General features: G+C 66.3%; 15 protein-coding genes. 4 read left to right on the top strand and 11 right to left on the bottom strand.

Going from position 1 to position 14,679, the window contains the following annotated elements; genetic code table 11:
* Positions 1–5: 5 nt before the first annotated feature.
* The 7 genes from rplS to ffh form a co-directional block, all read right to left on the bottom strand.
* Complete coding sequence (gene rplS, locus ABQ039_RS06225; protein WP_005989873.1) at positions 6–413, bottom strand: 50S ribosomal protein L19; 408 nt, start codon at positions 411–413, stop codon at positions 6–8.
* Between the two features lie 144 nt (positions 414–557).
* On the bottom strand, positions 558–1,316 hold the full coding sequence (gene trmD / locus ABQ039_RS06220; RefSeq protein ID WP_349778539.1) for a tRNA (guanosine(37)-N1)-methyltransferase TrmD: 759 nt from the start codon (positions 1,314–1,316) through the stop codon (positions 558–560).
* Between the two features lie 62 nt (positions 1,317–1,378).
* Entirely contained in the window at positions 1,379–1,891 is a 513-nt protein-coding gene (gene rimM, locus ABQ039_RS06215; RefSeq protein WP_016901486.1) for a ribosome maturation factor RimM, read from the bottom strand.
* A gap of 44 nt (positions 1,892–1,935) precedes the next feature.
* A complete protein-coding gene (gene rpsP / locus ABQ039_RS06210; RefSeq protein WP_011036396.1) occupies positions 1,936–2,196 on the bottom strand; it encodes a 30S ribosomal protein S16 in 261 nt (86 codons plus the stop codon).
* Between the two features lie 97 nt (positions 2,197–2,293).
* Positions 2,294–3,091: an aminotransferase class IV family protein gene (locus ABQ039_RS06205; protein ID WP_349778538.1), complete on the bottom strand. Its 798-nt coding sequence runs from the start codon at positions 3,089–3,091 to the stop codon at positions 2,294–2,296.
* Positions 3,082–4,152 (bottom strand): nitronate monooxygenase, encoded by a 1,071-nt coding sequence (locus ABQ039_RS06200; protein ID WP_349778537.1) that lies wholly within the window; start codon positions 4,150–4,152, stop codon positions 3,082–3,084. The genes ABQ039_RS06205 and ABQ039_RS06200 overlap by 10 nt, the downstream gene beginning before the upstream one ends.
* A 92-nt stretch (positions 4,153–4,244) precedes the next feature.
* A complete protein-coding gene (gene ffh, locus ABQ039_RS06195; protein ID WP_016901489.1) occupies positions 4,245–5,621 on the bottom strand; it encodes a signal recognition particle protein in 1,377 nt (458 codons plus the stop codon).
* Positions 5,622–5,957: 336 nt separating this feature from the next.
* Here ffh and ABQ039_RS06190 point away from each other — a divergent pair, with 336 nt between their 5' ends.
* Complete coding sequence (locus ABQ039_RS06190; protein ID WP_016901491.1) at positions 5,958–6,749, top strand: inner membrane protein YpjD; 792 nt, start codon at positions 5,958–5,960, stop codon at positions 6,747–6,749.
* A gap of 52 nt (positions 6,750–6,801) precedes the next feature.
* Here ABQ039_RS06190 and ABQ039_RS06185 read toward each other — a convergent pair whose 3' ends face one another.
* Positions 6,802–7,851, bottom strand: a complete 1,050-nt coding sequence (locus tag ABQ039_RS06185) for an aldose epimerase family protein (RefSeq protein WP_349778536.1) — start codon at positions 7,849–7,851, stop codon at positions 6,802–6,804.
* Positions 7,852–8,090: 239 nt separating this feature from the next.
* On the opposite strand from ABQ039_RS06185, the gene ABQ039_RS06180 reads away from it, so the two are divergent.
* Complete coding sequence (locus ABQ039_RS06180) at positions 8,091–9,674, top strand: alpha-L-arabinofuranosidase C-terminal domain-containing protein (protein ID WP_349778535.1); 1,584 nt, start codon at positions 8,091–8,093, stop codon at positions 9,672–9,674.
* Between the two features lie 186 nt (positions 9,675–9,860).
* Here ABQ039_RS06180 and ABQ039_RS06175 read toward each other — a convergent pair whose 3' ends face one another.
* Positions 9,861–10,826: a LysR family transcriptional regulator gene (locus ABQ039_RS06175; protein WP_024938068.1), complete on the bottom strand. Its 966-nt coding sequence runs from the start codon at positions 10,824–10,826 to the stop codon at positions 9,861–9,863.
* A 136-nt stretch (positions 10,827–10,962) separates the two neighbouring features.
* Between ABQ039_RS06175 and ABQ039_RS06170 the strand changes: the two genes are divergently transcribed.
* Both ABQ039_RS06170 and ABQ039_RS06165 read left to right on the top strand, forming a co-directional pair.
* Positions 10,963–11,238 (top strand): DUF2798 domain-containing protein, encoded by a 276-nt coding sequence (locus ABQ039_RS06170; RefSeq protein WP_039511453.1) that lies wholly within the window; start codon positions 10,963–10,965, stop codon positions 11,236–11,238.
* A 428-nt stretch (positions 11,239–11,666) separates the two neighbouring features.
* Positions 11,667–13,016 carry a family 16 glycosylhydrolase gene (locus ABQ039_RS06165; protein ID WP_104568777.1) on the top strand — a complete coding sequence of 450 codons (1,350 nt, stop codon included), beginning with the start codon at positions 11,667–11,669 and terminating at the stop codon, positions 13,014–13,016.
* 61 nt (positions 13,017–13,077) lie between these two features.
* Here the strand turns inward: ABQ039_RS06165 and ABQ039_RS06160 are convergent, their stop codons facing one another.
* Both ABQ039_RS06160 and ABQ039_RS06155 read right to left on the bottom strand, forming a co-directional pair.
* The gene (locus tag ABQ039_RS06160) at positions 13,078–13,446 is read right to left on the bottom strand and encodes a response regulator (protein WP_102581770.1); all 369 of its coding nucleotides are present in this window, start codon (positions 13,444–13,446) and stop codon (positions 13,078–13,080) included.
* Positions 13,439–14,602, bottom strand: coding sequence for a PAS domain-containing sensor histidine kinase (locus ABQ039_RS06155; RefSeq protein WP_046342045.1), 1,164 nt, complete (start codon positions 14,600–14,602; stop codon positions 13,439–13,441). Before ABQ039_RS06155 ends, ABQ039_RS06160 begins: the two co-directional genes overlap by 8 nt.
* Positions 14,603–14,679 lie beyond the last annotated feature (77 nt).

Below are 14,679 nucleotides of genomic sequence, written 5' to 3'. Positions count from 1 at the left end.
GTGACTTACTCAGCCTTGGCAGCAGCCTGGCGAGCGGCCTTGGCCTGTGCAGCGGCGGCCAGATCTTCCTTGATGCGGGCAGCCTTGCCTTCCAGACCACGCAGGTAGTACAGCTTGCCGGCGCGCACCTTACCGCGACGCTTCACTTCGACCGAGTCGATGATGGCGCTGTGGGTCTGGAACACGCGCTCGACGCCGAAGCCGTGCGAGATCTTGCGCACGGTGAACGCGGAGTTCAGGCCGGCGTTCTTGGTACCGATCACGACGCCCTCATAGGCCTGCACGCGCTCGCGGTTGCCTTCCTTCACCTTGACGTTCACCACGACGGTGTCGCCCTGGTTGAACTCGGGAAGCTTGCGCTGAATCTGGGCGGCTTCGAAGTCAGCCAGGATGGTCTTGTTGAGTTTGCTCATGATGGGCACCGCGTGTCTGGTGATATTGGACCGGCAGTCGCCGCACGGCGATTGCTCGAGGTTCGTAGGAGGGCCAGACGCAAGGCTGGCCAGCAAGCCGCATATTGTACCCCAATCGATAGTGCAAGAGCTAGGGGTGAGCCCTTATTTCTCGTCGCCCGGGGCGAGTTCGCGGCGAAACTCGTCCAGCAGACGGCGATCGTTCTTGTCCAACCCGACCTCATCGAGCAGGTCCGGGCGACGCAACCAGGTCCGGCCCAGCGACTGCTGCCGACGCCAGCGCGCAATTGCAGCGTGATTGCCCGAGCGCAAGACTTCCGGCACATCGCCCCAGTCATGGGTCGCTGGATGGCTGTAATGCGGGCAGTCGAGCAGGCCTTGCGGGCCTTCGAAACTGTCCTGGGCTGCGGATTCGGCGTCGTTCAACACCCCCTCCTGCAACCGCGTCACCACATCCACCAGCACCGCCGCGCCCAACTCGCCACCGGACAACACGTAGTCGCCGATGGAGATTTCCATATCCACCGCCTGCGCCAGAAAGCGCTCGTCCACGCCTTCGTAGCGCCCGCACAGCAACACCATGCGTGGCAACTGCGCCAGCTCGCGAGCGAGCGGCTGGGTGAGCGGCCGCCCCTGCGGGCTGAGATAGATCACCGGCGCCGGACGCGCGTCTGCCGCTTGCACCGCGTCCAGACAGGCCCGCAACGGCTCGATCAACATCACCATGCCGGGCCCGCCACCGAACGGACGATCGTCCACCCGGCGGTAATTGCCCTGGGCATGCTCGCGCGGATTCCAGCCCTGCAGTTCCAGCAAGCCACGCTCCTGCGCCCGCCCGACCACGCCGAACGCCGCGCATTGCGCGATGAACTCGGGGAACAGGCTGATAACGTCGATGCGCACTGAGGAATCGGGAGTGGGGAATGGGGAAAGCAATAGCGGAGTGGCGCGATGCGCCATTCCGGTCAGAAATCCGGATCCCAGTCCACCACGATCAGGTTGGCTTCGAAGTCGACCGACTTGACGAAATCCGGCAGCACGAACGGCACCAGCCGCTCGCGATCGCCGCGCACCACCATCACGTCGTTGGAGCCGGTGGAAAACAGGTGTGACACCGTGCCGAGCTTGACGCCCTCGACGGTTTCCACCTGCAGCTCTTCCAGATCCACCCAGTAATATTCATCGGGCTTGGGTGGCGGCAGCACGCTGCGCGCGACGTAAATCTCGGTTCCGTGCATGGCCTCGACGGTGTCGCGGTCGGTGACGTCGGGGAACACCGCAATCAGATTCTTGCCCTGATCGCGCCCACGTACGCCGCTCACAACCGATTCCTGCCCCGAGGGCGTCCGCACGATCCACGGCTGATACCGGAAGATCGCACTGCGCGGCTCGGTCCAGGATTCGAGCTTGAGCTCGCCCTTGACACCAAAAGCGCCGACAATCCTGCCTAACAGGATGCGGCGCTCGGTCGGCTTCATCTGCGTCGACTCTGGGCCAGGCGCTGGCGCCTGGCCCTCCAGGATCAGGCCGCAGCGGCCTGGGACTTGGATGCTTCGCGATACAGGTTGCGCACCTTGTCGGTCAGCTGAGCGCCCTGGCCGACCCAATGGTCGACGCGAGCAACGTCCAGCACGACGCGCGGTTCTGCGCCCTGCGCAACCGGGTTGTAGTAACCCAGACGCTCAATGTTGCGGCCGTCGCGCGCGCTGCGCACGTCGGTCACGATGATGTGGTAGAACGGACGCTTCTTGGCGCCGCCGCGGGTCAGTCGAATCTTGACCATGGTGTCGTTTTCCTGAGTTGCCCAGTCGCCAGAATGGCGCGGTAAGCCGGCGATTATAGCGGGCTACGGCAGCGAAGCCAAGTCACCCCGGAATCGCTCAGATCCCCTGCCAGGCCTGGGTCTGCAGGGCCTGCTCCAGCAATGGCAGCTGCGCGGCCTGCGCCGGCCACGACGCCGCGCCGGCTTGCACGATCGCCTGCTGGCCGCGCGCGTTGCAGCTGAAGGCGCCATCGAAGCCGCCCAGCTCGCTCAGCACGACCGGGCGAAACTCCTGCTGGATACCGAGCGTCTGCAGACCGGCCTGCAGCAGACGCTGCTGGGTGCCGGGCAGCGCCGGCCCTTGCGGCCACACCACCCTGCCCTGCTGCCACACGCCCAGATTCCAGAAGGCGCCCTCCAGCAGATGCGCCTGCGCGTCGATCAGCAATGCATCGTCGTAGCCAGCCGCCATGGCCTGGCGACGCAGATGCAGCAGCGCGAAGGTGCCGACATGCTTGTGCCGGGGTTGCGCGCGCACATGACGGACCGGCTGCACGCGCAGCGCGGTGGTTGGCATCCGGGCTGCGGGCGCGATGGAGATCAGCACATCGAGCGCAAGCTGGCGCAATGGATCGCGCAGGTCGAAATCCTGCGCAAACACGGTGATGCGCACGCTGGCGTCTTCGCAGTTCGCAGCCGACAACGCAGCGCGCAACTGGACGCGCAGGGATGCCTCATCGATCGATGCACCGAACAGCGCAGCGCCGTCGTATTGCAGTCGTTGCAGATGCAGGTCCAGCCCGCGTACCGCACCGCCGCGCACCTGCAGCGTGGTGAAGTGGCCGTAATTGATCAATGCGGCCGCGCCCAACTGCTGCGCTGTCGCCACTGCGCCGTTGCAGAAGATCAGCGGCACAACAGCGCCTGTGCTTCAGCCCACCACTGGGTTAGCAATTGCGCGGCAGGCTGGGCAGGTGCCATCCAGGCCGATTGCCCGGCCCAGGCCTGCATGGCGTCCAGACGGTTGTCGCGCACGGCGGCCTGACGCATCGGTGCGGTCAGCGCGCGCTGCACCGGATACGGCGCCGGCACCGGCGCCTCGGCGGCAATGGCAGCACGCACATAGGGCGTGGCGAGCGCACGCCCCAGCCGGCCGGAAAATGCACGGGTCGGCTGGGTCTGTTCCGGTTCGGCCCGGGCCAGGGCGTCCGCCCAGGCACTGGGCAGCGCCGCCTCGGGCGTGCGCAGCAGGCCGGTACCGATCTGCACGGCGCTCGCGCCCAGCGTCAGCGCCGCGGCAATGCCGCGCGCATCGGCGATGCCGCCTGCGGCGATCACCGGAAGATCCAGGTGATCGACCAATCGTGGCAACAAGGCGAACAACCCGGTCATCTGCCGCTCGGCGCGACCGGCATCGAATGCACCGCGATGCCCACCGGCCTCGGCGCCCTGCGCAACCACCGCATCGGCACCGGCCGCCTGGGCCGCACGCGCTTCGTCCAGCGTGGTGGCGCAGGCAAACCAGGCAATGCCGGCGCTTTTCAGCCGCGCAACCTGATCGGGCCGAAACACGCCCATGATCGATGAGGCGACGGCGGGCCGTGCGGCGAGCAAGGCGTCGAACTGGGCATCGAAGTCGGCCGGTGTTGCGTCGCCCGCGTCCTCGGGAACCGGCGGGCCCCACTGCGACAGAAACGCACGCACGCGCGCCTCTGCCGCGGCGTCGCGCACAGGGGCCGGATCGGGAATCCACAGATTGACCTGGGCGGGCCCGGCGCTCGCGTCGCGAAACGCCGCCATCCACGCCACGATGTCCTGCGGTTGCGACAACACCGCACCCATCGCGCCCATGCCGCCGGCCTCGGCAACCGCCGCCGACAACTGCACCGGGCAGGCACCGGCCATGGGGCTGAGCAGGATGGGAAGGCCTAAACCAAAACGCTGCTGGAAGGCGTCGATCTGCGAAAACGAACCCATCGTGCGCGGCCTGAAGTGATGACGCGTTATGCGCGAGTTCAACGCCACGCGTGCCTGTCGAAGGACTTACCGCGCGCGTCGCCGATTGAAACTCAACGGAACGGCATGCCGCCGCGGCCGCCCATGGCGCCCATCATGCCCTTCATGTTGCGCATCAGGCCCTTCATGCCGCCGCCGGCCAGCTTGCCCATCATCTTTTCCATCTGCTGGTACTGCTTCATCAGCTTGTTGACGTCGGCCGGCTGCATGCCGGAGCCGCGGGCGATGCGGGCGCGGCGCGAGCCGTTGAGCAGGGCCGGGTTGCGGCGCTCCTTCTTGGTCATCGAGTTGATGATCGCGATCATGCGCGGCACTTCCTTGCCGGTGACCTGCTGCTTGACGTTGTCCGGGATCTGGCCCATGCCCGGCAGCTTGTCCATCAGCCCATGGATGCCGCCCATGTTCTGCATCTGCTCGAGCTGTTCCTTCATGTCGTTGAGGTCGAACTTCTTGCCCTTGGCGACCTTGGCGGCGAGCTTGGCGGCCTTTTCCTGGTCGACGCTGTGCTCGACCTGTTCCACCAGCGACAGCACGTCGCCCATGTCCAGGATGCGGCTGGCGACGCGGTCGGGATGGAACACGTCCAGGCCGTCGGTCTTTTCGCCGGTACCGACGAACTTGATCGGCTTGCCGGTGATGTAGCGCACGCTCAACGCGGCGCCGCCACGGGCGTCGCCGTCGGTCTTGGTCAGCACCACGCCGGTCAGCGGCAGCGCCTCACCGAAGGCCTTGGCGGTGTTGGCCGCGTCCTGGCCGGTCATCGCATCGACCACGAACAGGGTTTCGGTCGGGTTGACCGCGGCGTGCAGCGCCTTGATCTCCTCCATCATCGCCGCATCGATGGCCAGGCGGCCGGCGGTATCGACCAGCAGCACGTCGGCGAACGACTTGCGCGCATCGCTGATGGCGGCGCGCACGATGTCGACCGGCTTCTGCGAGGCGTCGGACGGGAAGAACAGCACGCCGACCTGCTCGGCCAGGGTCTTGAGCTGCTCGATGGCGGCCGGACGGTAGACGTCGGCCGAGACCACCATGACCTTCTTCTTGCGCTTTTCCTTCAGGTGCTTGGCGAGCTTGCCGACCGTGGTGGTCTTGCCCGCGCCCTGCAGGCCGGCCATCAGGATGATCGCCGGCGCCGGCACGTTGAGGTTGAGGTCGGTGGCGGCCGCGCCCATCACGGCGGTCAGCTCGTCGCGAACGATCTTGATCAGCGCCTGGCCCGGGGTCAGCGACTTGAGCACTTCCTGACCGACCGCGCGCACCTTGATGCGCTCGATCAGCGCCTGCACCACCGGCAGCGCAACGTCGGCTTCGAGCAACGCGATGCGCACTTCACGGGTGGCTTCGCGGATGTTCTCCTCGGTCAGGCGGCCGCGGCCGCGCAGGCGCTCCATGGTGCCGGAGAGACGTTGGGTAAGGGACTCGAACATGCGCAAGGGACCGCGTGAGGGGAAACGGGCGTCGATTATAGCGGCACCGGCCAGCCGGCCGCCCCGGCGGCCGCCAGCGCCCGACCGGCAAAGCCAGATCAGCGAGCAGCCTCACCAACGCGCACGGCCAACCAGCGCAGCAGCGCCAGGACGGGAACGGCAACTGCGGTGCCAGCAGGTAGCCCCTGCCCGCTCGCGCTCCGCCCCCAGCACGCCAGCCCACCTCCAGCCCCGCAGCTCGCAACTGCTCTCCCGATTCCCGATTCCCGATTCCCGATTCCCGATTCCCGATTCCCGATTCCCGATTCCCAGCCCCCAATATGCGAAACTTCCACGATGACAATCGTTCTCATCGCGTTCGCCTTGTATCTGCTGGCCACGGCACTGCTCACCCGCTCGGTGCTGCGCGATGGCAACCAGGCGCCTGCCCGTTGGCTGATCCCGGCACTGGCGGCCGTGGCGCTGCACGCCGGGTACCACGTGCTAGTGGCGCTGCGCACCGCCGGCGGGCCGGACATGCACTTCTTCGCGGCGCTATCGCTGTGCGGCCTGGGCATGGCCGCGCTGACGGCGGTGTTCGGCGCGCGCGGGCGCATGGCGGCGGTGGGCGTGGTGGTGTTCCCGCTGTCGGCAATCCTGCTGGCCTGCTATCACGCTTACGGCCACGAACCGAGCTCGGACCTGGGCTGGCGGCTGGAACTGCACGCGTGGATGGCGCTGCTGGCCTACGCCACGTTGGGCATCGCCGCGTTGCTGGCGATCATGCTGTGGCTGCAGGAGCGCGCCCTGCGCCGGCGCGACTTCCATACCTGGCTGCGCGCGCTGCCGCCGTTGACCGAGCTGGAGACGCTGCTGTTCCGCACGATCACCGTCGGCTTCGTGCTGTTGAGCCTGACCCTGCTGACCGGCCTGCTGTTCGTGCAGGACTTCCTGGCGCAGCGGCTGCTGCACAAGACCGTACTCAGCATCCTGTCGTGGATCGTGTTCGGTGCGCTGCTGATCGGGCGCTGGCGCAATGGCTGGCGCGGCACCAAGGCGGTGCACTGGACGCTGACCGCGATGGCGCTGCTGGTGTTGTCGTTCTTCGGCAGCAAGTTTGTGATCGAACTGGTGCTGGGGCCGCGCTGATCGCGCTGGTTCCAGGCCCGTCCTGGCCCCGCCGTCGCCACGCCACCCGCGCTCAGGCGTCCAGCGCAGCGCTCACCGCCGCCCACGGCTGATCCGGCCCCGGGCTGGCAAAGTGATAGGCGATGCGGCGGCGGTAGACCTGCCCGGGCCGCAGGATCGTCGATGGGAAATTGGGGTGGTTGGGCGCGTCCGGGTAGTCCTGCGGCTCCAGGCAGACGCCGCGGCCGAGTCCGGGATGGTGGTCGTCCAGATGCTGGCCTTCGTAGAGTTGCACCGCCGGTGCGTCGCTGCTGATGCGCAGCGCCACGCCACTGTGCGGCGAGTACAACTCGGCAACGCAATCGGCCCCGGCGGCCAGCACCAGGCATTGGTCGTAGCCCTTGCCGAGCACCACCTGCGGATGTGACGGATCGCTTTTGTCGGCCAACGCGGCAGCATGGCGGAAATCGAACGGCGTACCGGCGACGGAGGCGATTTCGCCGGTCGGGATCGATTCGGCATCCACCGGCAGATAGCGATCGGCCGGCACCCGCAGCACCTGCAGCGCGGCGCGCCGATGCGGGTCGCCGGATAGGTTGAAGTACGGGTGATGGGTGAGGTTCAACGCGGTGGCGGCATCGCATTGCGCCTCGAAGTCCAGCTGCAGGCTGCGTCCGCGCAATTGCAGCCTCGCACGCACCTGCAGATTGCCGGGATAGCCCTCTTCGCCATCGGGCGAGTCGTAACCGAGCAGCACCTGGTCCGGTGCCTGCTCCAGCACGCTCCACACGCGCCGCCCGAAGCCGCGCAGGCCGCCGTGCAACTGGTTGCGCCCTTCGTTGGCCGCCAGGGTGTGGGTGACCCCATCCAGCGTGTAGCGCGCGCCAGCGATGCGGTTGCCGAAGCGGCCGACCAGGATATTGAGGCTGTCGCCATCGGCGGCGTAGGCCGGCAGATCCGGCAATGCCACCAGCAGCGGCACCACCCCATGCTCGGTGGTCAGCCGCAGCGCATGCAGGATGCCGCCATAGGTGAGCACCTCCGCCTCCAGCCCGGCAGTGCTGCGCAGCGTGAGCGCGTGGACTTCGACACCGTCTGGCAACTGCCCGAACACTCGCTGCATGGATCGTCCTGCCGATACTGGAAGCTGGCGAGCATAGCGGGGGAGCGCGGTCGCCGACCATGCCCCGGCGCACATCCTGGCGTGCGATGCGATGATCGTGTCGGCGAGACCTGCGCCAGCCCTGGCTGATTGATTGCGATGCAGCGACAACTTGCCATTGCAGGCACTAGGCTAGCGACGCGCCCGCCCCGCAGCGGCGTGTGACCACCTCGATCGATCAGCATAGGAGCGCCAAGCCGATGCAGTGGATTTCCCCCGCTTTGCGAATCTCACCGGGACGGCTGTTGCAGGCTGTCGTTGGCGCGGCCTTGCTCGCCAGCGCGCTCGCCGCCCCCGCGGCCGAGGTCAAGGTGACCGGCACGCTGCGCGTGGGCCAGCCCGGTGCGCAGGTGTCGCGACAGCTGTTCGGCCAGTTCGCCGAGCATCTGGGCACCGGCATCTACGGCGGGGTGTGGGTCGGCGAGGACTCGGCGATTGCCAATACGCGCGGCTATCGCAACGATGTGCTGGCAGCGTTGAAGGCGATTGCGGTGCCCAACATCCGCTGGCCCGGCGGCTGTTTTGCCGACGAATACCACTGGCGCGATGGCGTCGGTGCGCCGGCCAAGCGCCCGGTCAGCGTCAACACGCACTGGGGTGGCGTGGAAGAGTCCAACCGCTTCGGCACGCACGAGTTCATGGAGTTCACCGAGCTGCTCGGCACCCAGGCCTATATCGCCGGCAATGTGGGCAATGCGGCGCCGGACGAGATCGCGCAGTGGGCCGAATACATGACGGCGCCGACCCGCTCGAGCCTGGCCAACGAGCGCCGCGCCAATGGCCGCGACGCACCGTGGCAGGTGCCCTACTTCGGCGTCGGCAACGAGCTGTGGGGCTGCGGCGGCAACATGCGCGTGGAATACGCGGCCGACGTCTATCGGCGCTACCAGACCTTCGTCAAGGCCCCGGCCAATCAGAAGATCCTCAAGATCGCGCCCGGCCCCAACAACGACGATTACCACTGGACCGAGGTGATGATGCGCGAGGCCGGCACGCTGATGGACGGCCTGAGCCTGCATTACTACACCGTGCCAGGTGGCTGGCCACCGCGCGCCTCCTCCACCGACTTCGACGAAGCCGCCTGGATCGACACGCTGTCGCGCACGCTGGTGATGGACGAGCTGATCCGCAAACACAGCGCGATCATGGACCGCTACGACCCGGGCAGGAAGGTCGCGCTGGTGGTGGACGAATGGGGCACCTGGTACGCCGGGCTGCCGGATGCGAACCCGGGCTTCCTGCATCAACAGAACACGCTGCGCGATGCACTGGTGGCGTCGTTGAACATCGACATCTTCAGCGCGCATGCCGAACGCGTGCGCATGGCCAATATCGCGCAGATGGTCAATGTGCTGCAGGCGATGATCCTCACCGACGGCGACAAGATGGTGCTAACGCCCACCTACCATGTGTTCGCGCTGTACAAGCCCTACCAGGATGCCACCCAGCTGCCGTTGCGCCTGCAGACACCCGAGTATCGCCACGGCGATGTCCACGTGCCCGCAGTGCACGGCTCGGCGGTCAAGGCCAGGGATGGACACGTCTATATCGCCCTGACCAATCTGGATGCGACGTCGGCCGCGAGCGTCATTGTGCAGGTGGATGGCCTGACGGCGCGCGGGGTGACCGGACAGATTCTGACCGGGCCGGCGATCACTGCGCACAACACTTTTGCCCAGCCACATGCGGTGGAACCCAAGGCGTTCAAGGGAGCACGCATGCAAGGCAACGCAGTGACTGTCTCGCTGCCGGCGCGCTCGATTGTGATGCTCAAGCTGGAGTGAGCGATGGCGACGGCGGCATCAACTGCCGCCTTAGTCGTTGGTCGAGAACGACGACTGCGCAAACTGCGTCTTCAGCGTCGTTCGCTCTCAAGCAACGTGGCATCCATCACGCATCAGCACGTCACGCCCGCGTGCGCCCTGTCGAACAGCGCACGGACCAGGCGCTCTCCAGATGTCAGATGCTGGCTACACCCCGGTCGCTGCATGAGCCGGCGCCGGCGCGGGCTCGGCAGTACGCCATTGCACCGGCAGGCGTTCGAGCACGTGCTCCATGAAGGCGCGCACCTTCGGGGTGAAGTCGCGGCGGTCGGCGACGCAGAGGTAGATCCGCAGCGGCTCCGGCAATGCCTGGGCGGTGCTGCCGAGATCGGAGACAAACAGCGGCTGCAGCTCGCCGCGCTGCAGGTAAGGTTGCACGACATAGGCGGCCAGGCGCGCGATGCCGCCGCCGGCCGCGGCCATGGTGGCGAGCGCATCGATATCGTCGCTGACCATTGCCTTGCCCAGTTCCGGCTGGAAGCGCACGCCATTGCGCACGAAATTCCACGGCAGGCAGCGCCCGTCGACCGGATAACGCAACAGCAGGCAATCGTGATATTTCAAGTCGTCCGCACCCTGCGGCGTCCCGCAGCGCGCCAGATACTCGGGCGCTGCGCACACCACCAGCGGCACCTGGGCGATGCAGCGTGCGACCAGGCCGTCTTCCAGCTGCGCCTCGATGCGCAGGCTGACATCCACGCTTTCCTGCGCGTGCTGCACCGCCCGGTCGGTGCACAGCAGCTCGATCTCCAGCTGCGGGTACTGCTGACGCAGGGCCGGCAGCATCGGGGCGAGCACGTGCCGTGCGAAGGCCGCGGTGCTGGCCACCCGCAAGCGCCCCGCCGGCGCCTGCTGCGGCCCGGCCACCGACTGGCGCGCGCGCTCCAGGTCGCGCTCCAGCTGCCGCACCTGCTCGAAGTACAGCGTGCCGCGCTCGGTCAGCGCCAGGCTGCGCGTGGTCCGGTGCAGCAGACGCACGCCCAGGTGCTGCTCCAGCCGCGCAATGTTCTGGCTGACCGCAGCCGCACTGATCCCCAGCAACTTGGCGCCTCCGGCAATGCTGCCGGCATCGACAGTACTGACAAAGCTACGGATGGACTGAAGAATGTTCATTGGTCAGGCAAGTATTACCAAAGGATTCATAATTTTTTCTTACGTAAGCCGCAAGGCTACGCGATCTACCCCGCCCGCGGTGGCGTCTCTACAGTGCTGCCCATCACGCCGATCCGCGGCAACCAAAGGCCACAGCATGTCGTCATCTCCCCCCTCCTCCCCATTGCTGCGCCCGCGCTGGAAACTCGGCGTGCGCACCACCCCGTTCGTGTTCGCGTTCTATATGGCCGCGATCATGGCCTTGCTGATGTGCCTGGTGATCACCGGCGCCAATACCGGCCTTGCCCCCGGCTACCTGTGGCGCGTGCTGGATGCCTACCGCATTGCGATGCCCACCGCGTTCTGCTGCGTGCTGGTGGTGCGACCGTTGGTGATACGGCTGGTGGCCTGGACGGTGCATGCCGGGCATTGAGTCTGGCGTATGCGGCATGCGCGAAACGCTGCCGCAGGCAATCGTGCCGATGCATCCGCAAGGCCATCGATGTGCCGCAGCACGCGGCTTGCCCACCACGGTGGCATTCCGATGGCGTTCCCAGCGCCGTAGCCACTCCAGAGCCTGCCAACGCGTGCATGCGTTGGCGCTCGAAGCATCTGCCGGCTTGAATGCAGTGACCTGGACGCCACAGATGCCGTCGCGCCAGAACGAAACATCCGCATCTAGCTGCTGCCACGCAGCATCCGCCCCATGCAGTCTGCGACCGCCGTCATGCCAATGATGGATTATTCCGGAATGAACACCACGGAACTGAAACGCGCCACACAATTGCTTTGACACTGAAGTAGCCGCTGCGCAGCGTCACCTCTCCCTGGACGTCGGTCCACTTTTTGGAGACGCACGCAATGAACATGCTACGCAGTGTCGCTGTGCAGTTCGCCTTGCTATGCGCAGTGGCGATGACGCCAGGTGCGCACGCGCAAACCCTGGTCTGGGAAGACAACTTCAATGGCCCCGGCATCGATGGCAACAAGTGGACCTACGACGTCGGCAACGGCTGTCAGATCGGCCTGTGCGGCTGGGGTAACGGGGAGATGCAGTACTACACCAGCCGCGCCGAAAACGCGCGTATCGATAACGGCCGGCTGGTGATCGAAGCGCGACGCGAAGCGTTCCAGGGCATGCCGTTTACCTCGGCGCGTCTCAAGACCGAAGGCCGCATGCACTTCAAATACGGCACGCTGGAGGCGCGCATCAAGACGCCGGTGGTGGGCAACGGGCTATGGCCGGCGTACTGGATGCTGGGCACCATCGGCGTGTGGCCAGGTCGCGGCGAGATCGACCTGCTGGAAGCCGGCATGGCCGCGGCGATCGCCAATGGCACCGCCAATCGCCGTATCGGCGCTGCGGTGCACTGGGACTACAACGGCCAGCAGGCCGACTACGACACCAGCTACACCAGCCCGGTGGATCTGCATGCCGACTTCCATGTGTACCGCCTGACCTGGGACCCGCAGTTCATCCGCGTGTCGATCGATGGCCAGCAATACTTCGAGTTTGCGATCTCCAATATCGAAGGTGCCTCGCTGCACGAATTCCATCAGCAGCAGTATCTGCTGCTCAATCTCGCCGTGGGCGGCACCTATACCGGCATCACCTCGCCTGCGGCGGTGACCGCGCCGTTGCCGGGCAGGATGGAGATCGATTACATCCGCCTGTATCAAAACCCCGGTTCGCAACTGTATGTGGGTGCGCAACACGCAGCGCCCGCAGGGCGATTTGGGGTGTTCACCGAGCAGGCCGATACCAGCGGGCGACTCAACTTCGGCCAGGATGCCGAGCTGTATCTGTGGAACAACCTCACCCCGATTGCGCAGGCGCCGTTCGAAGGCAGCAACGTGATGGCCTACCGCGCCAACGCCGGTGCCTGGTATGGCCTGGGCATCCAGACCGACTATCGCAACATGGCCGCCTATGCCGGCGGCGCGCTGAAGCTGCACCTGAAAACCACCACGCCATCGACCTTCAAGATCGGCATCAACACCAGCTTTGGCGACAGCTGGGTGGATTTTGTCGCGGGCGGCAATCAGTACGGCCTGGTGCGCGATGGCGCCTGGCATGAGGTGAGCATTCCCTTCAGTGCGTTCTACGACCTGGATCTGCAGGCGGTCAAACAGATGTTCATGCTGGTGGCCGATCCGCCGGCTGCGCCAGTGGAGATCGCCATCGACAAGGTGTATTACCAGAGCCGTTGAGCAGCGCAGGCGCAGGACGCTCGGTCACGGCCCCTGCAGCGCAGGACACCGCAGCCAACGCTCAGGCGTTGGTTGCCACGCCTTTCAACACATCGATCAGCTGACGCAGGCGATACGGTTTAGGCAGGAAATCCACCTGCGCCGGCAGCGGCGGCAATTGCGCCTTTGCAAACCCCGAGGCCAGGATCACCCGCGCCTGCGGCAGCAGCTGCGCCACGTGTTCGCTCAGTTCGATGCCCGACATGCCGTTGGGCATGCGGATGTCGCTGAAGACCACATCGTAGGGGCCGTTCTCGCGCAGCATGCGCAAGGCGGTGTGGCCGTCGTCGGCGGTTTCGACGGTGATGCCTGCGTCGCGCAGCGCCTCGCCGATCAGTTCGCGCAATTCCTGCTGATCTTCCACCATCAACAGACGCAGGGATTCAGTCATGCTCAGCCTCCTCGATGGCCGGGAGAAACAGGGTAACGGTGGTGCCGCGGCCAGGCGCAGTGTCCAGCTCGACGAAGCCACCGGATTGGGACGCAAAGCCGTGTACCTGGCTCAATCCCAGGCCCGAACCCTTGCCCACGTCCTTGGTGGTGAAAAACGGCTCGCTGGCGCATTGCGCCACGTGTGCCGACATGCCGGGGCCATCATCGCGTACGGCAATGCTGACGTAAGCGCGCGGCCGGCCATGCGGATCGGATGGCGCAGCACGCTGCTGTAGCGCCGTTTCCAGCACGATGGTGCCGCCGCCCGGCATGGCATCGCAGCTGTTGAACACCAGATTGAGCAAGGCCGCCTCCAGTTGGCCCGGGTCCACGCGGATATCGGGCAACTGTTCGGCGAACGCCAGCGACAGCACGATCCCGGCCGGACAGGCACGCCGCAGCAGCTCCAGCGAGCGCGTTACCACCGCGTTGGCGCCGTGGCGTTCGGGAATCAGGCGCTGCCCGCGCGCAAAGGCGAGCAGCTGGCGCGTCAGCAAGGTGCCCCGATCGACTGCCGTCTGCGCCGCGTCCACCAGCATGCGGGTACGCGCATCGTCACCGGCACGCAGCGCGATCAGGTCCAGGCTGGTCACCATCACGGTCAGCAGGTTATTGAAATCGTGCGCCATGCCGAGCGTCAGGCGACCCAGCGCGTCCACCTTCTGCGACTGCAGCAGGGCATGCTGCGCATGCTGCAACAGCTGCTGCGCCTGGTGCCGCTGGTCGATGTCGCAGGTGACCTTGGCAAACCCCACCAGCACACCGAATTCCAGCACCGGCTCGATCGCCACGCTTGCCCAGAAGCGGCTGCCGTCCTTGCGCACCCGCCAGCCTTCGGTGGCAAAACGCCCCTCGCGTCTGGCGGTGTCCAGATTGCGGGCAGGTTCGCCGCCCTGCGCATCCTCCGGCAGATAGAAGCGCGAAAAATGCGAGCCAATGATCTCGGCGGTGGTGTAACCCTTGATGCGCTCGCCGCCGGGATTCCAGCTGCACACGTGGCCGCCCGTATCGAGCATGTAGATCGCGTAATCGGACACGCTCTGCACCAACAGCTGGCACTGCCGGCTGTCGTGAGAAAGCGGCCCCGCACTGTCGACGGCCGTTTCCGCATCCATCACGCAACTTTCCCCCGGAAAAGCGCGCGACCATAGTGACGAGTGCGTGAAGGCTGCGTGCAAGCCGACCCGGCTGC

It is taken from the genome of Xanthomonas sp. WHRI 6108, assembly GCF_040202385.2.
Taxonomy (GTDB): Bacteria; Pseudomonadota; Gammaproteobacteria; order Xanthomonadales; family Xanthomonadaceae; genus Xanthomonas; species Xanthomonas arboricola.
This window is presented reverse-complemented; position numbering and strand designations above follow the sequence as displayed.